This window comes from Pseudomonas pseudonitroreducens, assembly GCF_021603645.1.
GTDB classification, from domain to species: domain Bacteria; phylum Pseudomonadota; class Gammaproteobacteria; order Pseudomonadales; family Pseudomonadaceae; genus Pseudomonas; species Pseudomonas pseudonitroreducens.
This window is the reverse complement of the sequence record NZ_BQHJ01000001.1, coordinates 851,630-875,463: the sequence shown is the minus strand read 5'-3', so window position 1 is coordinate 875,463 and position 23,834 is coordinate 851,630. Positions and strand designations below refer to the sequence as shown.

Below are 23,834 nucleotides of genomic sequence, written 5' to 3'. Positions count from 1 at the left end.
CGTCCCTGGATCACGGGTTCAAGGGTTTGAGGGCATGGGCCGGCAGACTCTTCTGCCTGCCCCGGCCAATCTCTCGATGAAGTTGCGGCAACGCCTGGAGCAGTTCAGCGGACGCCGTGACCGAGCGCGCGTCAGCCCGCGCATAGCGGGCCCTGAGAAACGCTAGCAAAGGATTGCCGGACTGGCTGGCGCGATCAGCCACTGCGCTGCTTATTTGGCGACAATCGGTTGACCGGCGCAGCCACAGGTAGAGCGCACCCAGTTGCGGCGGCTGCGCTTTGAGCTGGCGGCGAACCTGGCGCCAGGCATGCCCGGGTGACTCGCGCCAGGCCTCGCGCCGGCGTTCGGCGGCGGCCAGCAGCAGGGCCCGCAGCGGCGCTCCCCACCGATGCAGCGCATAACCCAACGCCGCCAACAGCGCCGCTGCGCCAGCCAGCAGCAACCAGTGACCGGCGAGGCGCAGCTGGGCTCGGCGCCCGAGTTCGCGCAGATCGTCGCTGATGGAGAACGGGGCCTGGTATGCCGCCGCGGCCTGGGCCGCGAACCCCAGCGCAGGAGCCGTGACCGAGCGCTGCTCGCCGCTCTCCGCTGCCCACCAGTGCAACTCGATGGCCGGCAATTGGAAATCCCCGGCCCGGTCGATCACATAGGTCACCGCGTCCATGCGCTCACCGCCGCTGCTGCCGCCACGGCCGTCGCTCAACGCCTGCACCGTCGGCGACTGCACATAGCGCCGCAGCCCCTGCAGCGTGGCGAAGTCCGGCGCGGGGATAAGCATGGCCTGGGCGCCCTCAGCCGTGATGTGAAGGGTGCGCGTCACGCTGTCGCCGACCCGCAGTGGCTGGTGGGAAGCCTTGAGTTCCTGGGTGATCCGTACCTGGCTGGCGACCAGGCGCTGACCGCCTTCACTCGCGGCCCCCGCGGGGGCTCTGGCGGTGAAGTGCAGCGGCTGGCTGGTGACCTGCAGCGGACCACTGCCCTGCCCTGGCTGCACCTGGATAACCAGCGCAGGCAGCGTGAACTGCCCGGCATTCTGCGGGGTGATCTGGTAGCCGTAGCGCAGGCCGAAGAACGGCTTTCCGGCAATCTTCTCGTTGAGATGGGTCGCCTCGCTGCTCGGCTCGGAGACCACCGCGCCGGCGATCTTCAGCGCAGGCAGTTGCGGCGGCTGGGCGAACCAGGTGTCCACCAGCAGATCGACCTGCAGCGTGAGCGTGCCGCCGACCAGCACCGAATCACCCGGCAGCAGTTGGCTACGCACCTTTACCTCCGGCTCGGCGGCGACGCCCAGCCAGGGCCAGCACAACAGCAACAGGAGCAGCGCGCGCCTCATGACCCGGCCCCCACCGCCGCGTCCTGCAGCAGGAACTTGCGGCGCAGGAACTGTGCTGGCGAGGTACTCAGGTTGTTCAGCCACTGCTCGTCCGAGTCGGCCTTGGCGCGTGCGCGGGGTACGCTCCGGCCCTTGCCGGCAGTGTTGTCGAACACTTCCTGGTCGGGTTTTTCGTCGGGCGGCCCGGCCTCATGCTGGTCTTCGCGGTCCTTCTGCAGGGCCTGGGCCAGCGCGAGGTTGGCGGTAGCGGCAGGAAACTCCGCCTGGCGTTGCAGCGCCTGACGATACGCGTCGATGGCCTGATCGAACTTCGACAGGCGCACATAGGTATTGCCCAGGTAGAAGTAGGCCTGGGCCGAATCCAGCCGGGCGAAACTGCTCAGGGCAAGCGGATAATCTGCCGCGCGATAAGCCGCCAGTCCCTTCCAGAAGGGATCACGGAAATGCGCAGCCGCCTGCGGATAATCGCCGTGCTCGAAAGCCCAGCGCCCCTGCTGGTCCGCCGTGACGAAGGCCTCGGCCAACACCCCGGCGCGCGCCGGTTGCGGCATACCGCTCAGCCCGGCAGCCAGCAGCAGCACACTCATCCAGTGCACCTTCCAGCCCTTGCGCACACTCACCAGCGCCAGCAGCAGCAACGGCCAGCACAGCCAATAGCCAGCATCCTTCCAATGCAGCTGCCGCTCATCCCCCTGGGCGGCCTGGAAGTGTTGCTGGGCATGCAGTTCGATCCAGTCCAGGTCATCGTCGTTGAGGGTCAGGCTGCCCAGTGGGGCATCCGCCGCATCCGCGAGGCCCTTCAGGCCGTCCGCGTCAAAGCTGGCCAGCAGGGGGCGGCCGGCGGCGTCCTGCTGGCCACCGTCGAGCAAGCCGCCGTCCTGGCTGCCCACCGCCAGCACCAGCACTTGCAGATCACTGCCGCGCAGGGCCTTGTCGATGGCGTCGAACTGCTGTTTGTCGGCGCCATCGGTCAGCAACACCAGGGTGCCCGGCGAATGCTCGGCAGCCAGCAGGCGCTTGGCGATCTCGATGGCGCCCAGCGCGTCCTTGCCGCTGCGCTGGATCAGGCCGGGCGCCAGCGCCTGCAGGAAGCTGTCGAGCAGCGCGGCATCGCGGGTCGCTGGCAGCACCAGGTGCGCGCTGCCGGCATAGGCGATGAGCGCCGTCGGGCTGCCCGGCCGGCGCGCGATCAGGTCCTGCAGCTTGTGCCTGGCCGCCTCGCTGCGCGATGGCGGGACATCGCTGGCAGCCATGGAGGGCGACAGGTCCAGGGCGAGGATCAGCGGCGCACGGTTCTCCAGGAAGGCCGGGCGATCCTGCTCCCAGGTCGGCCCGGAAGCGGCCACGCCGCCGATCGCCAGCACGGCGCCCAGCAGGTGCACCGGGCGCACGCGCTGACGCTCGGCGGGGGTGATCACCAGGTGCTGCAGCAGATGCGGCGCAATGATGCCGTCGAGCAGCCGCGCCAGATCATGCCGTCGACTCCACAGCAGAGGCAGCAGCACGCCCGGCAGCAGGAGCAGCAGCCAGAATGGCCGCAGCAGATGGAAGGCGCTGAGGTCAATGTCCATCAGCCCTCCACTTCCCGGCTCGCGCGGGTAGCGCGCGGCGCGGCCAGGCGCGTGGCAATGACCGCCAGCCCATGGGCGGCCAGCAGCAACAGCAGCGCAGCCCCCAGCGGCAGCCAGAACAGGTCGCGCTTGGGCTGGTGGCTGAGGGTCTTGACCTGATGCGGGGTGATCTGGTCCAGGGTGGCGTACACGGCTTTCAGCGCCTCGCGGTCATCGGCGCGGAAGTAACGCCCACCGGTGGTCCGGGCGATTTCCTGCAAGGTATTCAGGTCCACCTTCGATTCGCCACTGGCCTCGGGGTCGCCAATACCGATGGTGTGCACCACCACCCCGCGCTCGCGGGCCATGCTCGCGGCGTGGCTGGGCGTGATGGCGCTGGCGGTGTCGTTGCCGTCGGTGAGCAGGATCAGCAGCTTTTCCTGCTCCGGCGCGTCCTTGAGCAGCTTGAGGGTCAGGCCGATGGCATCGCCCAGGGCAGTGTTCGGCCCGGCCATGCCGATGCCGACTTCATCCAGCAGGAGCAGCAGGCTGGCATGATCCAGCGTCGGCGGCGCCTGGGCGAAGGCCGCGGTGCCGAAGACGATCAGGCCGATGCGGTCGTCCTTGCGCTCGCCGATGAACTCGCGCACCACGTCCTTGACGATGCTCAGGCGGTCCACCCGCTGGCCATTGGCGTCGCGGTAATCGTTGGTTTCCATTGACTGCGAGATATCGATGGCCAGCATCAGGTCGCGGATCGGCTGCGCGCGCTCGATGGGCTTCTCCACCAGCACCGGGCGCGCACAAGCGATGAGCAGCAGCCCCCAGACCAGCAGGTTGAGCGGCAGTTGCCAGCGCCCTCCGGCGCCGCCGCGGCTGGCATCCTGGCCAGCGGCGCGGCTCATGGCGGCGAAGAACGGCACCCGCAGGGCGCTGCGCGATTCGCGGTAGGCCGGCAGGTAGCGCCAGGCGAGCCACGGCAAGGGCAGCAGGAGCAACACCCAGGGGTAGTCAAGCTGCCACATGATGCACCTCGACCCATTTCCGGCAGGCCACCAGCAAGGCCTGTACCTCCTGCTCGGGCAACTGCTGGAGCCGGGCGTCCGGCGCGTAGGCCAGCAGCGCCAGGCGCTGATCCAGCCCCGCCGGCAACGGTAGCGGGCTGCAGCGTTGCAGATAGGCCTGCCAGGCGCTGCCGGCCAGCGGCGCCGCGACGTCGCCAGCAGGCATCGACAGCGCCACGCGCTTGACCAGCGCCGGCAGCTGGCGCAGCGCTGGCAGCCTGCGGGCCGGGTCCGCCAGGGCCTTGCCGAGATCATCCAGCAGGGCCAGCGCCTCGCGTCGATAACGCTCGCGCCGCCAGCGGCGATAGCGCCACAGCGCCCAGGCGGCGATGGCGACCACGAGCAGTGCGGCGAGCACCGCCCAGGCCCAGGTCTGCGGCCAGTAGCTGACCACCGGAGGGGGGGCCGGGAGCTCCTGCAACTGGTCGATGCGCGGAACGCTCATCGCGCCAGGCGCCCCAGTTCACCGCGCAACTGCTCCAGGCTGTCGCGCCCGCTGCTGAACATCATCAGCGGCACCTGGCTGCGGCGCAGCAGCGTCGCCACGTCCTTCAGCCGGCCACTGAGGAACTCGCCCAGCGGCCGCCGCACCTGGCGCCGGCCGACCTCCAGTTCCACCTGCAGCTGGCCCTGGGTGACGGTCACCCGGCCGCGGTCCGGCAGACGCAAGGCGATCGGATCGAACACCTGCAAGGCCAGCACGTCGTTATGCGCACTCAGCTGCCGCAACAGCTGCAGCGTCTGCTCGGTCACGCCGGCAAAGTCGCTGATGATCACCACCAGGCTGTCGTGCCCGGCCAGGCCCAGGCATTGCCGCAGCACCCGGTCGAGCTGCCCGGGCGCATCGTCTTCGCTGCGCGTGGCGTGCAGCGCATGGTTGTGGCGGACAATGGCCGCGCACAGCGCCTCGACCCTGGCGCGACTGCGCAGTGGGCGGATGTAGTCGATCTGGCGGTCGCCGAACACCAGCCCGCCAACCCGGTCGCCCGCCTGCAGGGCCATCCACGCACCGATGGCGGCAAGCTCCGCGGCCAGCACCGACTTGAAGCTGCGCCTGGAGCCGAAATACATGCTCATGCGCTGGTCCACCAGCAGCAGCGTCGGCCGGTCGCGTTCCTCGGTGTAGCTGCGCACGAACGGTTTGCCGTAGCGCTGGGAGGCGCGCCAATCGAGGTGCCGCAGGTCATCGCCGGGGTTGTACTGGCGCAGTTCGTCGAAGCTCAGCCCCCGGCCGCGCAGGCGCGCGGCATGGCTGCCGGAGAGGATGCTGGACAGCGGCTGCCGCGACAGAAAGCTCAGGCCGCGAACGCGATGTTCCAGCAACATCAACTGCTCCAGCGAGGCGTAGACGAAGCCATCGGCGACCGGCTGCTGATCCGCCATCGGCGCATTCTCCTCAGGCTGGAATCGCGACTTTGTCGAGCAGCCGGTCGATCACCTGATCGGCGCCGACGCCATCGGCCACTGCGTCATAGGACAGCAGCAGGCGATGGCGCAGCACCGGATGCACGACAGCGCACACATCGTCGGGCGTCACATAGTCGTTGCCGGCCATCCAGGCGTGCGCGCGGGCGACCCGGTCCAGGCTGATGCCGCCACGCGGACTGGCACCGACCTTCAGCCAGCGGGCCAGGTCGGCGTCGTAATCGGCCGGGCGGCGCGTGGCATTGATCAGGTCGATCAGGTAGCGGTCGATGGCGGCGGCGACGTGCACGTCGCCCACCTCCCGGCGTGCGGCGAACAGCGTCTCCTGGGCGAGCGGGGTGAGCTCGGCGGGCGCCTCGGCGGACTGCTGGCGGCGTTCCTCGGTACGCACCAGTTGCAGCACGCGCGACTCGTCCTCGACCTTGGGGTAGTCGATCAGCAGCTTCATCAGGAAGCGGTCCATCTGCGCTTCGGGCAGCGGGTAGGTGCCCTCCTGCTCGATGGGGTTCTGCGTCGCCAGCACCATGAACAGCCCCGGCATGCGGTGCGTCTGCCCGGCCACGGTGATCTGGCGCTCTTCCATGGCCTCGAGCAGCGCCGCCTGGACCTTGGCCGGCGCGCGGTTGATCTCGTCGGCGAGGATGACGTTGCCGAACAGAGGGCCGGGCTGGAACTTCAGCTGGTTGCCCTGCTCGGTCTGCTGGAGGATCTCGGCGCCGGTGATATCCGACGGCAGCAGGTCGGGGGTGAACTGCACGCGGCTCATGCGCGCATCGAGGTGGCGCGACAGCGCCTTGACGGTGCGGGTCTTGGCCAGGCCGGGCAGACTCTCCAGCAGGACGTGACCATTGGCCAGCAGGCCCAGCAGGATGTGCCGGACGGTTTCTTCCTGGCCGAGGACCTGCGCCGATACGGCAGCCTCCAGGCCAGCAATCTGTTCACGCGTGGACACGGGGATGATCCTTGTACCGTGGGTTCGGGGTCCTTGCCGCTGGCGTACTGGAGCTGCCCTCCAGACACACTGCCGTGCCACGGCCTGCTGGATAACAGTAGCCCGCTTGCAGCACTTCGCTATGGAAGCGCGTTGCCATACTGCGAACCGGCAGAACCACAGCCGCTGGCGGCAGCGTGCCTGGCGTTCCTGGCTTGCGCCATCGCCACTTCGAGCAGTGCGAGGCCCGCGCAGCAATGCGCGCGGGCCACGTGCAGCGGCGCCGGGGAACGCTCACTGCTCCTGGTAGTGCATGAACTTCTCGAGCATCTGGTCCACGGTGAAAGTGGCCGGGCGCTGGCGCGGCGGGAACTCCTTGAACGTGGTGAGGAACTGCTGGACACGGATCATCGCCGGCAAGGCCACCACTGCCACCTTCTTGTCCCACCAGACGTTGTAGCTGTTGGAGTCGGTGTCGGCGCGCTCGAACGGATCGCGCCGCAGGTTGAAGACCTTGGGAATCCGCAGGTCGACGAAGGGGTCGCGCCACACGTCGAAGCGCTTCGCGCGCTGCTCGGAGAACACCACCTTCCAGTCGCCATCGCGCATGCCGAGCAACTTGCCATCATCGCTGAAATAGTAGAAGTCGGTGCGCGGACCCTTCTCGCTTCTGCCCTCCAGGTAGGGCAGGAAGTTGTAGCCGTCCAGGTGGACCTTGAACTGCTTCGGCCCGGCCTGGTAGCCCTTGAGCAACTGCTCCTTGACGTCGCTGACGCCCGCGGCGGCCATCAGCGTCGGCAGCCAGTCCTGGGCGGACATGATGTCGTTGGACACCTCACCGGCCTTGAAGTGATTCGGCCAGCGGACGATGGCCGGCACCCGGAAACCACCCTCCCAGTTGGTGTTCTTCTCGCCGCGGAACGGCGTGATACCCGCATCCGGCCACTGGTTGAAGTGCACGCCGTTGTCGGTGGTGTAGAGCACGATGGTGTTTTCGCTCACGCCCAGGTCGTCGAGTTGCTTGAGCAACTGGCCGACGTGGCCATCGTGCTCGAGCATGCCGTCGTTGTAGAAATCCTGCCCGGACTTGCCCGCCACCTTGTCGCTGATGTGCGTGTAGTAGTGCATGCGGCTGGAGTTGAACCAGACGAAGAAGGGTTTGTCGGCCTTGACCGCCTTGTCGATGAAGTTCTTCGAGGCTTGCAGGAATTCTTCGTCGATCGTTTCCATGCGCTTGCTGTTGAGCGCGCCAAGGTCCTCGATCTTGCCGTCGGCGGTGCTGTGGATGACGCCGCGCGGGTGGATCAGCTTGTCGATGGCCGGGTTCTTCGTCCAGTCAGGGTCTTCCGGCCCCTCTTCGGCATTGAGGTGGTAGAGATTGCCGAAGAACTCGTCGAAGCCGTGGTTGGTGGGAAGGAACTCGTCGCGGTCGCCCAGGTGGTTCTTGCCGAACTGGCCGGTCATGTAGCCCAGCGGCTTGAGCAGCTCGGCCAGCGTCGGGTCCTCTTTCTGGATGCCGATCGGCGAGCCGGGGATTCCGACCTTGGTCAGGCCGGTGCGCACCGGGTGCTGGCCGGTGATGAAGGCCGCACGTCCGGCGGTGCAGCTCTGCTCACCGTAGTAGTCGGTGAACATCACGCCCTCGTTGGCCAGGCGATCTATGTTGGGCGTCTTGTAGCCCATCATTCCGTAGCTGTACTTGCTGATGTTGGTGATGCCGATGTCGTCGCCGAAGATGACCAGGATATTCGGCTTGTCAGCAGCCAGTAGCGCTGTCGGCGAGGACATGCATGCAAGCATGAGCGTGGCGATGCCACACCAATGAGCCAGACGAGAACCCGATTTCATTGTTGTTATAGCCTTGTTGCAGGGAGTTGGGCTGGTTTCGGCGCAGCGCTCAGAATCGATTGAAGATGTCACCTACGCTGGCCGGGATTCCCCCGAGCCCTGCCGTATCGGCCCTGGGTGTCGGCACATGGTCCTGAGTGGCGGCACAGGAAAGCCCGACTGCCGCGACAAGGAACAGGCAAGCCAATAAGCGCATGGCGATCTCCTACATTCGGCACCGGCCGCTGCAGCGTTGTTATTGCCTGCAAGTGTTCGGAAGAAGCGCACCTGTTTTCTTGGCTTTTCACGTCAGGTTTTTTTCATTTCACGTCAGCGAGACGCCTCCTGGCCTACGCACTGCCCGGCGTAGCCGAGCAAATGGCATGCACCCGGAGAGGCCATGCGCTGCGCATTAATTTCACCCGGAACCTAAAGTCGGCTTGCACATCGCATTTGGCTATCTAGGCTGATTCCACAGTCCCCTCTCGATGGGGAAGCAGCAGTCGACTCCAGACAGCATTCGGAGCATTGAGCCGCCACAGGCCTGCATTCGTGGCGGTTGGTAACGGCATGCACTCGGAGCGCCAGATGAACGCGGATCACCCACGAACCAAGCCTGCTTCTGTTTATCTGCTGTCGACAGTTTTCCTGGCTTGCCTGAGCAGCCCTGCGCTGGCGGGCGGCATCCTGATCTACGAAACCGGGCAGGAAGGCAACGGCCTCGCCAACGCCGGCTCCGCGGCATTGGCCAACGACCCCAGCGTGCTGATGAGCAACCCGGCCGGCATCGCCGAGCTCAAGGGCACGCAGATCAACGCCAACGCCCAGGTGATCCTCGGCGACATCCGCTTCTCCCGCGACAGCAACAATCAGTTCGATGGCAACGAAGGCGGCAATGCCCTGCAATGGCTGCCCGGCTCCAGCCTGTTCATCAGCCACCAGGTCGACGACCGCTCGGCCATCGGCTTCGGCATGTACGGCAACTTCGGCCTGGCGCTGGACTATGACGACGACTGGGCCGGGCGCTATTTCACCCAGGAGGCGGCGATCATCGGTGTGTCCTTCCAGCCGACCCTGGCGCACAAGTTCACCGACCAGCTCACGGTCGGCATCGGCCCGCGCATCGTCTATGGCTACTACCGCACCGAGATGGCGATCAACAACAACCTGCTCGGGTTGCGCGACCGCCCCGACGGCCAGCTGGAATACAAGGACACCGACGTTGGCACCGGAGTCAACCTCGGCCTGCTCTACCACCTGAGCGACAGTACGCAGATCGGTTTCGCCTACACCAGCAAGGTCAAGCTGGAGTTCAAGGACAGCCCCGATGTACGCAAGGTCAGCAACCCGATCATCAATGCCGCGCTGAATCGCCTGGACGTCGACTCCCTCGAGCTGGACATGAACATCCCGCAGACAGCGACCCTGAGCATCGCCCACCAGCTCGACCCGCAATGGAAGCTGCTGGGCAGCCTGGGCTGGCAGGACTGGAGCGACTTCGGCCAGATCGGCGTGGAGGTCGATGCCAACGCCGGCGGCGTCGACCGCACCGTCGACCGCCAGTACAAGGACACCTGGCACGCCTCGCTCGGCGCCCAGTACCAGGCCAATCCCCGCCTGCGCTGGAGCATGGGGCTGGGCTACGACAGCTCGGCGGTGGACGACAAGGACCGCACCGTGGACAACCCCATGGGCGAAGCCTGGCGCCTGGCGACCGGGGTGAACTACCAGCTTGACGAAGGGCTCGACCTGCACCTGGCCTATACCCTGGTGTGGCTCGGCGACATGGACGACGAGCAGACCAAGTCACGCTCCGGCGAAACCCTTTCCGGTACCTATCGCAACGCCGCCCTGCACATCCTTGGCGGCGGTGCGACCTGGCGCTTCTGATATTCCGCGGCAGAAGCAGCACTCACGCGACGAAGAACGCGACCCAACACCTGCAGTACCTATAAGGAGCGACTCGATGCACAGCAAAATCCTGGCCCTGTGCCTGGCTTCCCTCACCCTCGCCGGCTGCGCAAGCAAGTACGTCGAGCCCGAGAAATACTCCGGCTTCCTCAAGGACTACAGCGTCCTCAAGGAAGAAAAATCGCCCTCCGGCGCCCCGGTGATGCGCTGGATCAAGCCTGGTATCGACGTCAGCCAGTTCACCAGCGTGTATGTCGAACCCAGCCAGCTCTACCCGCAACCCCAACCCAGCGAGAAAATCCCGCAGAGCACCCTGAGCGGCATCACCCAGTACTACGACCAGACGCTGAAGACGCAATTCTCCAAGGTCCTGCCGCTGGCTGACGGTCCTGGGCAGGGTGTGCTGATCGTGCGCCCGGCGATCACCGCCGTGAGTGCCGCCACCAAGGGCCTGCAGCCTTACGAGGTGATTCCCATCGCCTTGATCGCCGCTGGCGTCAGCACCGCGACGGGCATCCGCGACCAGGACACCAGCATCGCCACCGAAGCGGCCTTCCTCGACGGCAGCGACGGCAAGGTGGTCGCCGAAGTGGTGCGCAAGGGCGCCGGCACCGAACTGGAAAACTCCTCCCAGGTCATGTCCGCCAACGATGCCAAGGCCCTGCTCGATACCTGGGCGCGGGACATGGTCAAGTCCTACGAGCAACTCAAGCGCAAGTGATGCCCGGAGCCTGGCTCGCCTTCAGGAGCCAGGCCTCCCGAGGTTCGAACGCCGCCATTGGCGTGACGGACGCAGCAACCTGCAGGTTGCCCTCGCGCCGTTCACTCGACCGCGTGCCCCGGGGTCGTTGGCAGCGCTTTCATCACGCAGGCTTCAAATGAGAATGACAATTTCTTAACAGCCATAACGCCAATATCGCCGCCATTCGCGAGCGACGATCCGGGCACTGCGTGGCCCTGCTCGTCGTCGACAAGAACCCATTGGAGCGGCGATTGATGAAAGTGCACGGTGCCTCGTTAGTGATCCTGATAGCAATCGGAACTGCGGCGTTGCTGGGCATCGGCACGGCATACGCGGCATCCGACGACGAGGGCATCGTAGTCTACGACGCCCAGCACGAATCACTGACCAAAGCCTGGAGCGAGGGCTTCACTCGCGATACCGGAATCAAGGTCACCCTGCGCAAGGGTGACGACATCGAACTGGGCAACCAGATCGTCCAGGAGGGCAAAGCCTCCCCTGCCGATGTTTTCCTGACCGAAAACTCCCCAGCCATGATGCTGGTCGATCATGCCGGGCTCTTTGCCCCCGTCGACCCGAGCACGATTGCCCAGGTCGCAGCGCCGTTCCGGACAGCGCAAGGTCGCTGGGTCGGTATCGCGGCCCGCTCGACTGTGTTCGTCTACAACAAGGACCGGGTGAAAGAGTCCGAACTGCCGAAGTCGCTGCTGGAGCTGGCCGAGCCGCAATGGATCGGCCGCTGGTCCGCGTCCGCGGCAGGTGCGGACTTCCAGGCGATCGTCGGTGCGCTCCTCGAACTGAAAGGCGAACAAGCCACGCTCGACTGGCTCGACTCGCTCAAGGCAGGCGCCAGGAACTATCGCGGCAACAATGCGGTTCTGAAGGCCGTCAACGCCGGCCAGATCGATTCCGGGGTGATCTACCACTACTACTTCTTCGGGGATCAGGCCAGGACCGGGGAGAACAGTAACCACACGGCATTGCACTACTTCAGGAACCAGGACCCCGGCGCCTTCATCAGCCTGTCGGGCGGCGGCGTATTGGCTTCCAGCAAGCATCCTCAGCAAGCCCAGGCATTCCTCAAGTGGATTACCGGGAAGAAGGGGCAAGCCATCTTGCGGGAGGGCACCTCGTTCGAATATGCCGTGGGTGAAGGTGAACCGTCGAACCCGCAACTGGTCCCGCTGGACCAGCTGGACGCCCCCGTCATCGACGTATCCAGGCTGGACAGCCAGAAGGTCGTGGACCTGATGATTCAGGCAGGCCTGCTCTAAGTGACGGCACAACAATTCGAACCCGATGCACGCCTGCATGGCGGCCGCGGCAAGGTATTGCGGCAGCCCACCCGGCTGATGCGACGCTGGCGCCAGCGATCGGCTCACCCCTGGGTGCTGGGAGCCGCCCTGGTGGTTTCCGCCGCCGCCTTGCTGCCGCTGTTCTTCGTGGTTGCCGCGGGCTTTCAGGGCGGGCTCCCGCTCATCTCCAAGCTGGTGTTCCGCCCACGGGTTGCGGAGCTGCTGTACAACACGGTGATCCTGGTTGCGTTGACCGTGCCGCTTTGCGTGTTGCATGGCGTCGCGATGGCCTGGCTGACAGAGCGCAGCACTCTTCCCGGCAGGCGCCTGCTGTCCTTGCTGGTGGTGGCCCCGCTGGCTATCCCGGCGTTCGTCCACAGTTATGCGTGGATCAGCCTGGCGCCCTCGATTCACGGATTGTTCCCGGCAGTGCTGGTCTCGCTGATCGCCTATTCACCGTTCATCTACCTGCCAGCGGCGGCGGCACTGCGGCGGCTTGATCCGGTCCTGGAGGATGTCGCCGAGTCACTTGGCAATCCGCCTGCCAGGGTTTTCTGGCGAGTCGTGCTGCCACAGCTGCGGGTGGCGATCTGGGGCGGATCACTCCTGGTCGCCCTGCACCTGCTGGCCGAGTACGGCCTGTTTGCGCTGATCCGCTTCGACACATTCACGACGGCAATCTTCGACCAGTTCCAGTCGTCCTTCAGCGGCCCTTCGGCTAACCTGCTGGCAGGCGTATTGGCCCTGGGCTGCCTGCTGCTGCTGAGCCTGGAATCCACCACCCGCGGCTCGGCGCGCTACGCCCGGATCGGCTCCGGCAGCCCACGCGCTGCGCCGCTGACCCGACTTTCGCGGCGCTGCTCGGTGCTGGTCCTGGTGCTGTGCGCGGGGTTCACCGCCGCCTCCCTGGGCGTCCCGCTGGTGACGCTGGGGAAATGGCTCGGGGCGGGTGGCGTTGCCGTCTGGAGCTCGAGCGAACTGCTGGTCTGCCTTGGCCAGACGGTGCTGCTGGGCGCCGCCGGGGCGCTGCTCACAACCATTGCCGCGGTGCCAATGGCCTGGATTTCGGTGCGCGCACCGAGCCGCTTCCAGCGCTTGCTCGAAGGCAGCAACTACATTGCCAGCGCGCTCCCCGGCATCGTCATTGCGCTGGCGCTGGTGAGCGTGACGATCCGCTTTGCGCAACCGCTGTACCAGACCCTGTTCACCGTGCTGCTGGCCTACGTCTTGATGTTCCTGCCACGTGCGCTGGTGAGCCTGCGAGCCGGTCTTGCCCAGGCTCCGGTCGAGCTGGAGAACATCGCCCGCAGCCTGGGTCGCACTCCCCTGCAGGCCCTCTGCGGCGTCACCCTGCGGTTTGCCGCGCCAGGTGCGGCAGCGGGCGTCGCCCTGGTGTTCCTCGCCATCGTCAATGAGCTGACGGCGACCTTGCTGCTTTCGCCGAGCGGCACCTCCACCCTCGCCACCGCGTTCTGGTCAAAAACCAGCGAGATCGATTACGCCGCAGCGGCGCCTTACGCCTTGCTGATGATCCTCCTTTCACTCCCCCTGACCGGGATTCTCTACCACCAATCCAAGCGAGTAGCAGGTCGATGAGTACGCTTGAACTGAAGTCCGTCTCCCGGTTCTTCGGGCCCTATGCAGCGATCGAGAACTTCAGCTTATCCGTACCGGCAGGAAGTCGCGCGGCCATCGTCGGTCCCTCCGGCTCGGGCAAGACCACCCTGCTGCGCCTGATCGCCGGCTTCGAGGTGCCCGATCTGGGCACGATCACGCTGGGCGAAACCACGCTGGCCGATGACGAGAGCTTCGTTCCGGCGCACCGCCGGGTCATCGGCTACGTTCCACAGGACGGTGCACTCTTCCCACACCTGTCAGTGGCCGAGAACATCGGCTTCGGCCTGCCCAAAGGCATGCAGGGCCGCACGCAACGCATTCATGAGCTGCTGGACATGGTCTCGCTGAATACCTCCATGGCGACACGTTGGCCACACGAACTGTCGGGCGGCCAGCAGCAGCGCGTTGCCTTGGCCAGGGCGCTCGCCCAGAGCCCCAGACTGATGCTGCTCGACGAGCCGTTCTCGGCCCTGGACAGTGGCTTGCGCGTGACCATGCGCAAGGCCGTTTCGAAGGTACTGAACGACGCAGGCGTGACGGCCATCCTGGTGACCCATGACCAGGAGGAAGCGCTTTCCTTCGGCGACCAGTTGGCGGTCATTCGCCAGGGGCGCCTGATCCAGGCCGGGGCACCGAAAGAGCTGTACCTGCGCCCGACTGACGAGGAGACGGCTGCGTTCCTCGGTGACGCCCTGGTGTTTCCAGCCCGCATTCACGACGGCTGGGCAGAATGCCCGCTGGGCAAGGTCAGGGCCGGCGCGGACGCCGCCAATGGACACGCGCAGATACTCCTTCGCCCCGAGCAGCTGCACCTGAGCCCGCAGGCCATGTTCCCGACCAGCCCGGACGGCTGCTACGCCGTGGTCGTCGGCAGCGACTTCGGCGGCGACAAGTGCACCGCGATGGTCCAGCTCGAAGCGCCATCTGCCGGGGCGCAGGCCAGCCCGGCCGCCCTGACGATTGCGGTCAGAGTGCCGGCGATGGATTGCCCTGCTATCGGCACGCGAGTGCACCTGTTCGTCAGCGGCACTGCCCATCTCTTCGCAACACCGGCCTAGCTCGTTTCCTGTGGGTGCGCGAGTTGCCGACATAGCGTGGCGAACCGGCGACTACTTCACCGCCCAGCAGGCTCCGCAAGGGTAACGCGCGGCAATCGTGCGTCACCTTCCGCGCGCAAGCGCGACCTGGAGGCGTGGGCGCGCCAGATCACTCGCCAAGCGGCCCTGCGCTCATGTATTCCCAAGGCTATAGAGATCGCGGCCGCTCACCGCGAAATCCGCGCGGCGCGGATCGCGCTCCTGGCCGACCGATCGCTCTGCACGCCGCGCTTGAGCTGACCCTGCAACGAGCAGGAAGACCTCCCGCAGCTCTTCGAGCGGCCTCAGTCTCAGCTAAGTATTGGCCGGTAGGCTCTCCTCCACGCCAACTGATGCGTAGCCGGAGAGACGCCTCGAATGAACCCAACCAGCACAAGCCACTGGCTCAACAAGGTCCCGGAAGTGACGTTGTCCTTCTGGATCATCAAGATCATGTCCACCACCGTGGGAGAGACGTTCGCCGACTTTCTCGCGGTGGATGCAGGGCTCGGCCTGGGCATCACCACCGCGGCCATGGCGCTGTTGCTCGCGGCTGCACTGGCCTGGCAATTGCGCACCCGCGCCTACACGCCCTGGATCTACTGGCTGACGGTCGTCGTGGTGAGCATCCTCGGTACGCAGTTGACCGACATTCTCACCGACGAGCTCAACGTCAGCCTGTATGTCAGCACGGCAGTGTTCTCCGTACTCCTGGCGGTCAATTTCGGCTTCTGGTACGCGATCGAGCGGAATCTTTCCATCAAGGAAATCGTGACCCCGCGGCGCGAGATCTTCTACTGGACCACGGTGCTGTGCACCTTCGCCCTGGGCACTGCCGCCGGCGACCTGGCGACCGAGGCCCTGAGCATGGGCTTCACCGTCGGCGTCGTGCTGTTCGGTGCGCTGATCGCGGCGACCTTCGTGGCCTGGAAGCTCGGCGCGGATGTCGTCCTGGCCTTCTGGACCGCCTACATCCTGACTCGCCCGTTCGGCGCCTCCCTGGGCGACCTGCTCACCCAGGCCAAGACCTACGGCGGCCTCGGCATGGGCGCCACCTGGACCAGCGCCATCTTCCTTTGCGTGATCCTGATGCTGGTGACGGTAGCCCAGCTCGGCATCGGCAATAGCAAACGTCTCACTCAGTAATGCTGACTTCTTCCGAGGTTTTACCAATGCCCTACTTCAAGAAAATCATCTGCAAGCTCGCCCTCGCCTCTGCCATCGCCCTGCTGGGCCTCGCCGCGGGCTGCTCGAAGCCGGACGAGCCCAAGGTCGGCGCCAGCCAGCAGACCAGCTCCGCCCAGGCTACCCAGCTTGGCGATCTGTCCGAGTTCCGCAACATCGCCGCAGACGTGAGCGCACTCGTCGAGCAGAACCAGCTGGAAAAAGGCAAGGCGCGCATCAAGGACCTCGAACTGGCGTGGGACGAAGCCGAGGCCGGCATCAAACCTCGCGCCGTCAGCGACTGGCATACACTCGACAAGGCCATCGACCGGGCGCTGGATGCGCTGCGCGACAGCAATCCGCAGCAGGCGAACTGCAAAGCGGCCATGGACGACCTGATGAAGGTATTCGATAAACTCCAGGGCCAGCGCCAATCGTAACGTTCGACAAGACTATCCTTCCCGGGACAAACGTCCGGGGTCGATGCACGGCCGCCTCACTGGCGACCGTGCATCGCGCATTTGCAATCCAGAGGCCGACGTATGCGGGTACTGCTTGTCGAAGACGACGCCATGATCGCTGAGGCCATCGAAGGCGCGCTGGAGGATGCCGGCTATGCCGTCGACTGGGTGAACAACGGCCCCAGCGCACTTTCAGCCCTGCGCGCGCAGGCATATGACCAGATCCTGCTCGACCTCGGCCTGCCCGGGCGCGATGGGTTGAGCGTACTCGCCGATATCCGCTCGCAGGACAACCCCGTCCCCCTGGTCATCATCACCGCACGAGACAGCCTCGACAACCGCCTGAAAGGGCTGGACGGTGGCGCGGACGACTATCTGCTGAAACCCTTCGCGATGGCTGAGCTACTCGCACGGATGAGGGCGGTGATGCGCCGCAAGGGAGGAAATGCCTCCCCCGCGCTCAGCAATGGCATGGTGACGCTCGACCCTGTTTCAAAGCACGCCAGCAGCTCGGAAACCCAGGGCGTCCTGCTCTCCAACCGGGAGTTCAGCCTGCTGCAGGCGTTGCTGATACGACCTGGAGCGATCCTCTCGCGCAGCGAACTGGAGGACCGCATCTACGGCTGGGGGCACGAGGTTGAAAGCAACGCGGTCGAGTTCCTGATCCACTCGCTGCGCAAGAAACTGGGCACTCACGTCATCAAGAATGTCAGGGGAATGGGATGGATGGTCTGCAAAAGCGACTGAGGGATTCCGTGCAGTTCCGCCTCTCCCTGGCGCTCTGCGTGACCATCCTGATTGTCGCCATGCTCGCGGGCATCTTCGCTTTCGTATCGGCCTACGACGAAGCGCTGGAGATGCAGGACAACACCCTGAAGCAGGTTGCCGCGCTGTTCGAACGGCAGCAGATGACCCTGCAATACCCGGCGGCTGCCCCCGCCATCGCGGGAGACAACGAAGAAACCCGGGTCGTGGTGCAATTCCTGGCAGACAGCGCCAATGCGCCCGGCACGGGCGACAATAGCCTGCCGCTGCCGATACCGAGCACGCTGCAGGAGGGTTTTTCCACCGTGGCCGTTGCCGGCGAGGAGTTCCGCGTGCTGGTGCGTACCACCGCCGGCGGGCAGCGTATCGCCGTCGCCCAGGAGACCGGCAGCCGCGACCGCGACGCGCGCGAGAGCGCCTGGCGGGGGCTGCTTCCCCTGGTGATCCTGATCCCGGTCCTGCTGCTCGTCGTGGCGGACCTGGTTCGCAAGTTGTTCCGACCGATTGCCACGCTGTCCAGCGAGCTGGATCGCCGCGACGAGCAGGACATGGCGCCCATCGAGACGCGCCATCTGCCCACCGAGGTGCGCTCGTTCGTCCTGGCGATCAACCGCCTGCTGGGGCGCGTTGCACGGTCCATGGAGTCGCAGCGGCGCTTCGTGGCGGATGCCGCGCACGAACTGCGCTCCCCCCTGACCGCACTGTCCCTGCAGGCGGAGCGGCTTGCAGCCACGCCAATGCCCGAGCCGGCCAGGGAGCGCTTGAGCAAACTCCGGCAAGGCATCGAGCGTGGCCGCAACCTGATCGACCAGCTACTGGCGCTTGCCAGTGCGCAGTCCTCGACGGCTGCGCCCGAGCAGCAGGTGTCGGTGCACAAGGTCTACCGGGCGGTGCTGGAGGAACTCCTGCCGGTCGCAGACAGGAAGCAGATCGACCTGGGCGTCGAGGGGGATGACTGCGAGGTGGTGGTCAACGAATTCGACCTGCAGATGCTGATCAAGAATCTGGCTGACAATGCGGTGCGCTACACGCCTCCCGGCGGCAAGGTCGATCTCCTGGTGCAGCGTCGCGGCGCCGTCGTCGTTCTCCAGGTCCGGGACACCGGCCCCGGCATCCCCGAAGCGGAGCGGGAGCGGGTTTTCGACGCCTTCTACCGCATCGCGGGTAGCGAAGAAATTGGCTCAGGCCTGGGCCTGTCGATCGTCAGTGCGATAGCCCACCGACTCGGCGCGAGGATAACGCTGGATTACTCGGACCCCGAGAGCAGGAGCGGCCTGTGCGTCCAGCTCGAGCTTCCCGCCTGAGGCTGCTGCCACGGCAAGCCAGGCGGGAAATTCGAGCTGGAGGGGTACCTCAGGCTCTGCGCAGCGGCACTTCCTGCAGCAGCCAGGACAGCATGAAGGCCACGCCGCTGACCACGCATGCCACCAGGAATACCCAGTGCATCGACCCGGAGAATGCCTCCAGATAGGTCTGCTGCAATGCGGCGGGCAACGCATGCACGGCGGCCGGTGAGAGGTTGGCGGGCGACCCGGCACTTGCCGGGAAGCTGCTGGTGAGCCGGCTCATCAGTTCATGGGAAAAGAGTGCGCCGAACACCGACACGCCAATCGAGCCACCGATGGAGCGGAACAGCGTCGCGCCGGAGGTGGCCACGCCCATATGGCGGAACTCGACGCTGTTCTGCACCGCCAGGATCAGCACCTGCATCACCATCCCCAGCCCTGCCCCCAGCAACGCCATGTAGAGATTCATCTGCAGCATGGACGACTGCAGGTCGAGACGACTCAGCAGTGCCAGGGCAATGACCTGCAGCAGGGTGCCGAGGATGGGGAATACCCGGTAGCGCCCCCACCGACTGATCAGGCGACCGGTGATCGCCGACACCACCAGCATCGCCCCCATCAGGGGCAGCATCTGCAATCCCGCGCTGGTGGGCGTGGCGTCCTTGACCACCTGCATGTAGAGCGGCAGGAAGGTCACCGAACCAAACAGCGAGACCCCCACGGTGAACCCGATCAGCCCGGCCAGCACGAAGGTGCGGTGGCGGAACAGGTGCAGTGGCATGATCGGCTCCGCGGCGATTCGCTGCTCGTGGACGAAGCCGACCACTCCGACAATGGCGAAGAGCGCAAGGCACATGATGTCGATCGACGTCCACGGCAGGGTGCTGCCGCCCAGGCTGGTGATCAGCACCAGGGAGGCGAGCGCCAAGGTGAGGAAAAAGGCGCCGAAGTAATCGATGACGTGTTTCACCCGGGCAACGTGGGGGCGGAACGCGCTGCCGATTACCAGCAACGCGAGCAAGCCCAGCGGCAGGTTGATGTAGAAGATCCAGCGCCACGACAGGTGCTCGACCAGGAAGCCGCCCACCAATGGACCGACCACCGTGGCGAGGCCGAACACGCCACCGAACAGCCCCTGGTAGCGACCACGCTCGGCCGGCGGGATGACATCGCCGATCGCCGCCATCGCCACCACCATCAGCCCCCCGCCACCCAGCCCCTGGAGAGCCCGCAGGACAATCAGCTGGGTCATGTTCTGTGCCAGCCCGCAGAGTGCCGAGCCCAGCAGGAACAGCACGATGGCGGTCTGCAGCACCAGCTTGCGGCCATACAAGTCGCCGAATTTGCCGTACAGCGGCACCACCACGGTGGATGCCAGCAGGTAGGCGGTCACCACCCATGACAACAGGTGCAACCCGCCCAGCTCGCCAACGATCGTGGGCAGTGCGGTGGATACGATGGTCTGGTCCAGCGCCGCGAGGAACATCACCAGCAGCAGCGCTGCCAGCAGCAGTGGAATGGATGGGCGGGTCGTCTCGGCGTCGTGCGCAGGACCGGCGCTGGTGCCCAGGGATTGATTGGAAGCCGATTGCATGGGGCTGACCTGATGAGATGGGACGTCGTTGGGTATCAATCGTGTGGCGGCCGCGCTCAGGACTTCGCTGGCGTGGCGCGCTGGTGGTACTGCCGGCCGACTTCCTGCAGGCCCGCCAGGGTGAAGCTGTAAAGCTGGGCGACAACCATGTCCGCGGGCATGTCGAGAATGTCGCGCAAGGCGCCATGCCCCCCGCGCGGGCCGATCAGCAACATTGCCCAGGGCGCGGTCACGCTGAGAATGCAGGGCACCAGCGCGGGATCATCGGCCGCTATGCCGGTGATCTCGCTGAACAACTGCTTGAGCAATGTCAGCTTCAGCGCCTTCTCCGGGTGCAGGACTTCCTGGCCATGGCTGCTGGGCGCCAGGGCCTCGGCCGCCAGCACTCGCAGATGCCAGCTCTCCCGCCCGCGCGCGGCCTTGCGCACGACTAGTTCGGTCAATGCGCGCAATTTGTCCGGCGCCGGCTGCTCGCTCTGGATGATCCGTTGCAGGTCGGCGATATCCAGAAAGCGCCGGCGGGCCTCCCCCAGTACCGCCTGGTAGAGGCCATTGCGGCTGCCAAAGTGGTAGTTGATCGAGGCCAGGTCGACTTCAGCCTTGGCCGCCACCGCCTTGTTGCTGGTTTCGCCAAAGCCGAGGTTGGAGAACAGCTCGCCGGCCGCCTCCAGGATGCGGATGCGCGTCGCTTCACCGTCTTTTCGGGATTCGCGGGAGGCCATGGTGACTCCTGAACAATCTGGCAATGTCGGCTAGCCTGGCCCAGGTTAAATCTAAATTCAATTTAAATTTAGATTTTGGCGACGAAGGGCGACACCCAGCAGAAATGGCAGACTCAGGTTTGGCGGGCTGCGCAAAACACTAGGCTTGCCTAAAACATATGGATAACCGTATATTCGATTATCCATATATGAAGATGAAGCCATGATCACCCCACCCGAAGTCTTCAAGAGCCTGGCCGACGAAACCCGCGCTCGCGCCACCCTGCTGATTGCCAGCCTGGGCGAGCTCTGCGTCTGCGAGCTGATGTGCGCCCTGGACGACAGCCAGCCGAAGATCAGCCGCCACCTGGCGCAATTGCGTAGCAGTGGCCTGCTGCTGGATCGCCGCCAGGGCCAGTGGGTGTATTACCGCCTCAACCCCGAGCTGCCTGCCTGGGTCCACGAGATGCTGCAGGTCACCCTGCGGGCCAACGCGCAATGGCTGGCCGACAACAGCCTGCGCCTGCAGAACATGGACGGCCGCCCCGTCCGTGACGCCGCCTGTTGCTGAGTCCATTCGAGCGAGTCATCCATGCTGGTCGCCATTGCTGTCTTCGTCTTCACCCTGGTTCTGGTCATCTGGCAGCCCAAGGGCCTTGGCGTTGGTTGGAGCGCCGCCCTGGGGGCGTTGATAGCCCTCGCCGCGGGCGCGGTTTCCCTGCACGACATCCCCACCGTGTGGGCCATCGTCTGGAACGCCACCGCCACCTTCGTCGCCGTCATCATCATCAGCCTGCTGCTGGATGAGGCCGGTTTCTTCGAATGGGCCGCACTGCACATAGCGCGCTGGGCGAATGGCAGCGGCTATCGCCTGTTCGCCTTCTGCATATTGCTCGGCGCCGCCGTCTCGGCACTGTTCGCCAACGACGGCGCAGCGCTGATCCTCACCCCCATCGTCATGTCGATGCTGCTCGCGCTGCGCTTCCCTCCCGCGGCGACGCTGGCGTTCGTCATGGCCGCCGGCTTCATCGCCGATACCGCAAGCCTGCCGCTGGTGGTGTCCAACCTGGTGAACATCGTCTCGGCGGATTACTTCGGCCTGGGCTTCGCCGAATACGCCTCGGTGATGCTGCCGGTGAACCTTGCCAGCGTCGCGGCCACCCTGCTGGTGCTCCTGCTGTTCTTCCGCCGCGATATCCCCAGGCAGTACGCACGCGAGGCGCTGAAGGAGCCAAGGTCGGCGATCCATGACCGCGCCACGTTTATCGTCGGCGGCTGGACGCTGCTGCTGTTGCTGGTCGGCCTGTTCACCCTGGAGCCGCTGGGCATCCCGGTCAGCGCCGTGGCCGCCGTCTGCGCAGCGCTGCTGTTTGCCGTCGCCGCGCGTGGCCAGCGCATCTCCACCCGGCGTGTGCTGCGTGAAGCGCCCTGGCAGGTGGTGATCTTCTCCCTCGGCATGTACCTGGTGGTCTACGGCCTGAAGAACGCCGGCCTCACGGACTTTCTTGCCCAGTTGCTCGACCGCCTTGCCGAACAGGGCCTGTGGAGCGCCGCCATTGGTACCGGGCTGCTCGCGGCGCTGCTCTCGTCGGTGATGAACAACATGCCCAGCGTGCTGGTCGGCGCCCTGTCGATCCAGGCCAGCGGCGCGGAAGGCCTGGTGCGCGAGGCGATGATCTACGCCAACGTCATCGGCTGCGACCTCGGCCCGAAGATCACTCCCATCGGCAGCCTCGCCACGCTGCTCTGGCTGCATGTGCTGGAGCGCAAGGGCGTGCGCATCACCTGGGGTTACTACTTCAGGGTCGGCATCCTGCTGACCCTGCCCGTCCTGCTGATCACTCTTTCGGCCCTGGCGCTGCGCCTGAGCCTCTGACGTCCGCCCTGAGCGGAGGAGCTTTCCATGCGAGTCCTGTTCATGTGCACGGCCAACAGCTGCCGCAGCATCCTCTCCGAAGCGCTGTTCAACCACCTGGCGCCGCAAGGCTTCGCGGCGATCAGCGCAGGCAGCTTCCCCAGGGGCCAGGTGCTGCCGCGCAGCCTCACCACCCTGCAACAGGCCGGCATCTCGATCGAGGGGCTGAGCAGCAAGGGCAACGATGCCTTCGAAGGCAACCCACCGGACATTGTCATCACCGTCTGCGACAAGGCCGCCGGCGAAGCCTGCCCGGTGTACTTCGGCCACGCGCTGAAATCCCACTGGGGCCTGGAAGACCCTTCGGATGTGCAGGGTGATGAGGCAACCGTCGACGCGGCCTTCCGCGCCACGCTGGCGCGCATTGAGCTGCGCTGCCGGGCCTTCCTGGCCCTGCCCTTCGACACCCTCGGCCGCGACGAACTCAAGCGCGAGCTGGATCGAATCGGCGCCCTCTGAGCAGGAGCAAGACATGTCGGAACAACTGCCCAACCTCGACCTTTCGCTGTTCGACCTGCCGCCGGCGGCAAACCGTACCAGCGAGCACAAACCGCGCATCCTGCTGCTCTACGGATCGACCCGCGAGCGCTCCTTCAGCCGCCTGCTGGTGGAAGAAGCCGCACGCCTGCTGGAGCACTTCGGCGCCGAAACCCGAGTCTTCCACCCTTCCGGCCTGCCGCTGCCTGACGACGTGCCCGTGGAGCACCCCAAGGTACTGGAGCTGCGTGAGCTGGTGCAGTGGTCGGAAGGCCAGGTGTGGTGCTCGCCGGAGCGTCACGGAGCAATGTCGGCGGTGTTCAAGGCGCAGATCGACTGGATTCCCCTGGCGCTTGGCGCCATGCGCCCCACCCAGGGCAAGACACTGGCGGTCATGCAGGTTTGCGGCGGCTCGCAATCCTTCAACGTGGTCAACCAGCTGCGCGTGCTCGGCCGCTGGATGCGCATGTTCACCATCCCCAACCAGTCCTCGGTGCCCAAGGCCTACCTGGAGTTCGACGAAGCGGGCCGCATGAAGCCGTCGCCCTACTACGATCGGGTGGTCGACGTCATGGAAGAACTGCTGAAGTTCACCCTGCTGCTACGTGATCGCCAGGAGTTCCTGGTGGACCGTTACTCGGAACGCAAGGAAAGCGCCGAACAGCTTTCCGCGCGCATGAACCAGCGTTCGATCTGAGGT

The 23,834-nt window shown here is 65.7% G+C and carries 22 protein-coding genes; 13 read left to right on the top strand and 9 right to left on the bottom strand.

Translation table 11 applies throughout. The features are described from left to right. Window positions 1–10: 10 nt before the first annotated feature. From L6D89_RS04025 to L6D89_RS03995, 7 genes are all read right to left on the bottom strand, one after another. On the bottom strand, window positions 11–1,333 hold the full coding sequence (locus tag L6D89_RS04025; RefSeq protein ID WP_236198826.1) for a BatD family protein: 1,323 nt from the start codon (window positions 1,331–1,333) through the stop codon (window positions 11–13). Beyond that, window positions 1,330–2,904, bottom strand: a complete 1,575-nt coding sequence (locus tag L6D89_RS04020) for a VWA domain-containing protein (RefSeq protein WP_236198825.1) — start codon at window positions 2,902–2,904, stop codon at window positions 1,330–1,332. The genes L6D89_RS04025 and L6D89_RS04020 overlap by 4 nt, the downstream gene beginning before the upstream one ends. Continuing rightward, window positions 2,904–3,908 (bottom strand): VWA domain-containing protein, encoded by a 1,005-nt coding sequence (locus L6D89_RS04015; RefSeq protein WP_236198824.1) that lies wholly within the window; start codon window positions 3,906–3,908, stop codon window positions 2,904–2,906. The genes L6D89_RS04020 and L6D89_RS04015 overlap by 1 nt, the downstream gene beginning before the upstream one ends. Then, the gene (locus L6D89_RS04010) at window positions 3,895–4,392 is read right to left on the bottom strand and encodes a DUF4381 domain-containing protein (protein ID WP_236198823.1); all 498 of its coding nucleotides are present in this window, start codon (window positions 4,390–4,392) and stop codon (window positions 3,895–3,897) included. The genes L6D89_RS04015 and L6D89_RS04010 overlap by 14 nt, the downstream gene beginning before the upstream one ends. Continuing rightward, window positions 4,389–5,330, bottom strand: a complete 942-nt coding sequence (locus tag L6D89_RS04005) for a DUF58 domain-containing protein (protein ID WP_236198822.1) — start codon at window positions 5,328–5,330, stop codon at window positions 4,389–4,391. Before L6D89_RS04005 ends, L6D89_RS04010 begins: the two co-directional genes overlap by 4 nt. A 13-nt stretch (window positions 5,331–5,343) precedes the next feature. Continuing rightward, on the bottom strand, window positions 5,344–6,324 hold the full coding sequence (locus L6D89_RS04000) for an AAA family ATPase (protein WP_236198821.1): 981 nt from the start codon (window positions 6,322–6,324) through the stop codon (window positions 5,344–5,346). Window positions 6,325–6,597: 273 nt separating this feature from the next. Then, the gene (locus L6D89_RS03995) at window positions 6,598–8,091 is read right to left on the bottom strand and encodes an arylsulfatase (RefSeq protein WP_236198820.1); all 1,494 of its coding nucleotides are present in this window, start codon (window positions 8,089–8,091) and stop codon (window positions 6,598–6,600) included. A 627-nt stretch (window positions 8,092–8,718) separates the two neighbouring features. On the opposite strand from L6D89_RS03995, the gene L6D89_RS03990 reads away from it, so the two are divergent. From L6D89_RS03990 to L6D89_RS03950, 9 genes are all read left to right on the top strand, one after another. Beyond that, window positions 8,719–10,020 carry an OmpP1/FadL family transporter gene (locus L6D89_RS03990; RefSeq protein ID WP_236198819.1) on the top strand — a complete coding sequence of 434 codons (1,302 nt, stop codon included), beginning with the start codon at window positions 8,719–8,721 and terminating at the stop codon, window positions 10,018–10,020. Window positions 10,021–10,096: 76 nt separating this feature from the next. Beyond that, entirely contained in the window at window positions 10,097–10,762 is a 666-nt protein-coding gene (locus L6D89_RS03985) for a DUF3313 domain-containing protein (RefSeq protein WP_236170614.1), read from the top strand. 275 nt (window positions 10,763–11,037) lie between these two features. Continuing rightward, the gene (locus L6D89_RS03980; RefSeq protein ID WP_236198870.1) at window positions 11,038–12,057 is read left to right on the top strand and encodes an iron ABC transporter substrate-binding protein; all 1,020 of its coding nucleotides are present in this window, start codon (window positions 11,038–11,040) and stop codon (window positions 12,055–12,057) included. Window positions 12,058–12,135: 78 nt separating this feature from the next. Further along, entirely contained in the window at window positions 12,136–13,674 is a 1,539-nt protein-coding gene (locus L6D89_RS03975; protein WP_236198869.1) for an ABC transporter permease, read from the top strand. After that, entirely contained in the window at window positions 13,671–14,753 is a 1,083-nt protein-coding gene (locus tag L6D89_RS03970) for an ABC transporter ATP-binding protein (RefSeq protein ID WP_236198818.1), read from the top strand. Before L6D89_RS03975 ends, L6D89_RS03970 begins: the two co-directional genes overlap by 4 nt. A gap of 396 nt (window positions 14,754–15,149) precedes the next feature. After that, the gene (locus tag L6D89_RS03965) at window positions 15,150–15,917 is read left to right on the top strand and encodes a COG4705 family protein (protein ID WP_236198817.1); all 768 of its coding nucleotides are present in this window, start codon (window positions 15,150–15,152) and stop codon (window positions 15,915–15,917) included. 26 nt (window positions 15,918–15,943) lie between these two features. Continuing rightward, complete coding sequence (locus L6D89_RS03960) at window positions 15,944–16,375, top strand: hypothetical protein (protein ID WP_236170617.1); 432 nt, start codon at window positions 15,944–15,946, stop codon at window positions 16,373–16,375. A 102-nt stretch (window positions 16,376–16,477) separates the two neighbouring features. Next, window positions 16,478–17,143 (top strand): response regulator transcription factor, encoded by a 666-nt coding sequence (locus L6D89_RS03955; RefSeq protein WP_236198816.1) that lies wholly within the window; start codon window positions 16,478–16,480, stop codon window positions 17,141–17,143. Then, window positions 17,119–18,465 (top strand): sensor histidine kinase, encoded by a 1,347-nt coding sequence (locus tag L6D89_RS03950; RefSeq protein WP_236198815.1) that lies wholly within the window; start codon window positions 17,119–17,121, stop codon window positions 18,463–18,465. The genes L6D89_RS03955 and L6D89_RS03950 overlap by 25 nt, the downstream gene beginning before the upstream one ends. Window positions 18,466–18,514: 49 nt before the next feature. Here the strand turns inward: L6D89_RS03950 and L6D89_RS03945 are convergent, their stop codons facing one another. Both L6D89_RS03945 and L6D89_RS03940 read right to left on the bottom strand, forming a co-directional pair. Then, window positions 18,515–20,041, bottom strand: a complete 1,527-nt coding sequence (locus L6D89_RS03945) for an MDR family MFS transporter (protein WP_236198814.1) — start codon at window positions 20,039–20,041, stop codon at window positions 18,515–18,517. A 56-nt stretch (window positions 20,042–20,097) separates the two neighbouring features. Beyond that, window positions 20,098–20,763, bottom strand: a complete 666-nt coding sequence (locus tag L6D89_RS03940) for a TetR/AcrR family transcriptional regulator (RefSeq protein ID WP_236198813.1) — start codon at window positions 20,761–20,763, stop codon at window positions 20,098–20,100. Window positions 20,764–20,965: 202 nt separating this feature from the next. Between L6D89_RS03940 and L6D89_RS03935 the strand changes: the two genes are divergently transcribed. Genes L6D89_RS03935 through arsH form a run of 4 tightly spaced genes read left to right on the top strand, consistent with a single transcriptional unit; the run spans window position 20,966 to window position 23,831 of the window. After that, entirely contained in the window at window positions 20,966–21,313 is a 348-nt protein-coding gene (locus L6D89_RS03935; RefSeq protein ID WP_236170622.1) for a metalloregulator ArsR/SmtB family transcription factor, read from the top strand. A 21-nt stretch (window positions 21,314–21,334) separates the two neighbouring features. Beyond that, window positions 21,335–22,618, top strand: coding sequence for an arsenic transporter (locus L6D89_RS03930; protein WP_236198812.1), 1,284 nt, complete (start codon window positions 21,335–21,337; stop codon window positions 22,616–22,618). Between the two features lie 27 nt (window positions 22,619–22,645). Continuing rightward, window positions 22,646–23,116 (top strand): arsenate reductase ArsC, encoded by a 471-nt coding sequence (locus L6D89_RS03925; RefSeq protein ID WP_236198811.1) that lies wholly within the window; start codon window positions 22,646–22,648, stop codon window positions 23,114–23,116. Between the two features lie 13 nt (window positions 23,117–23,129). Continuing rightward, entirely contained in the window at window positions 23,130–23,831 is a 702-nt protein-coding gene (gene arsH / locus L6D89_RS03920; protein WP_236198810.1) for an arsenical resistance protein ArsH, read from the top strand. The last annotated feature ends 3 nt before the right edge of the window (window positions 23,832–23,834 follow it).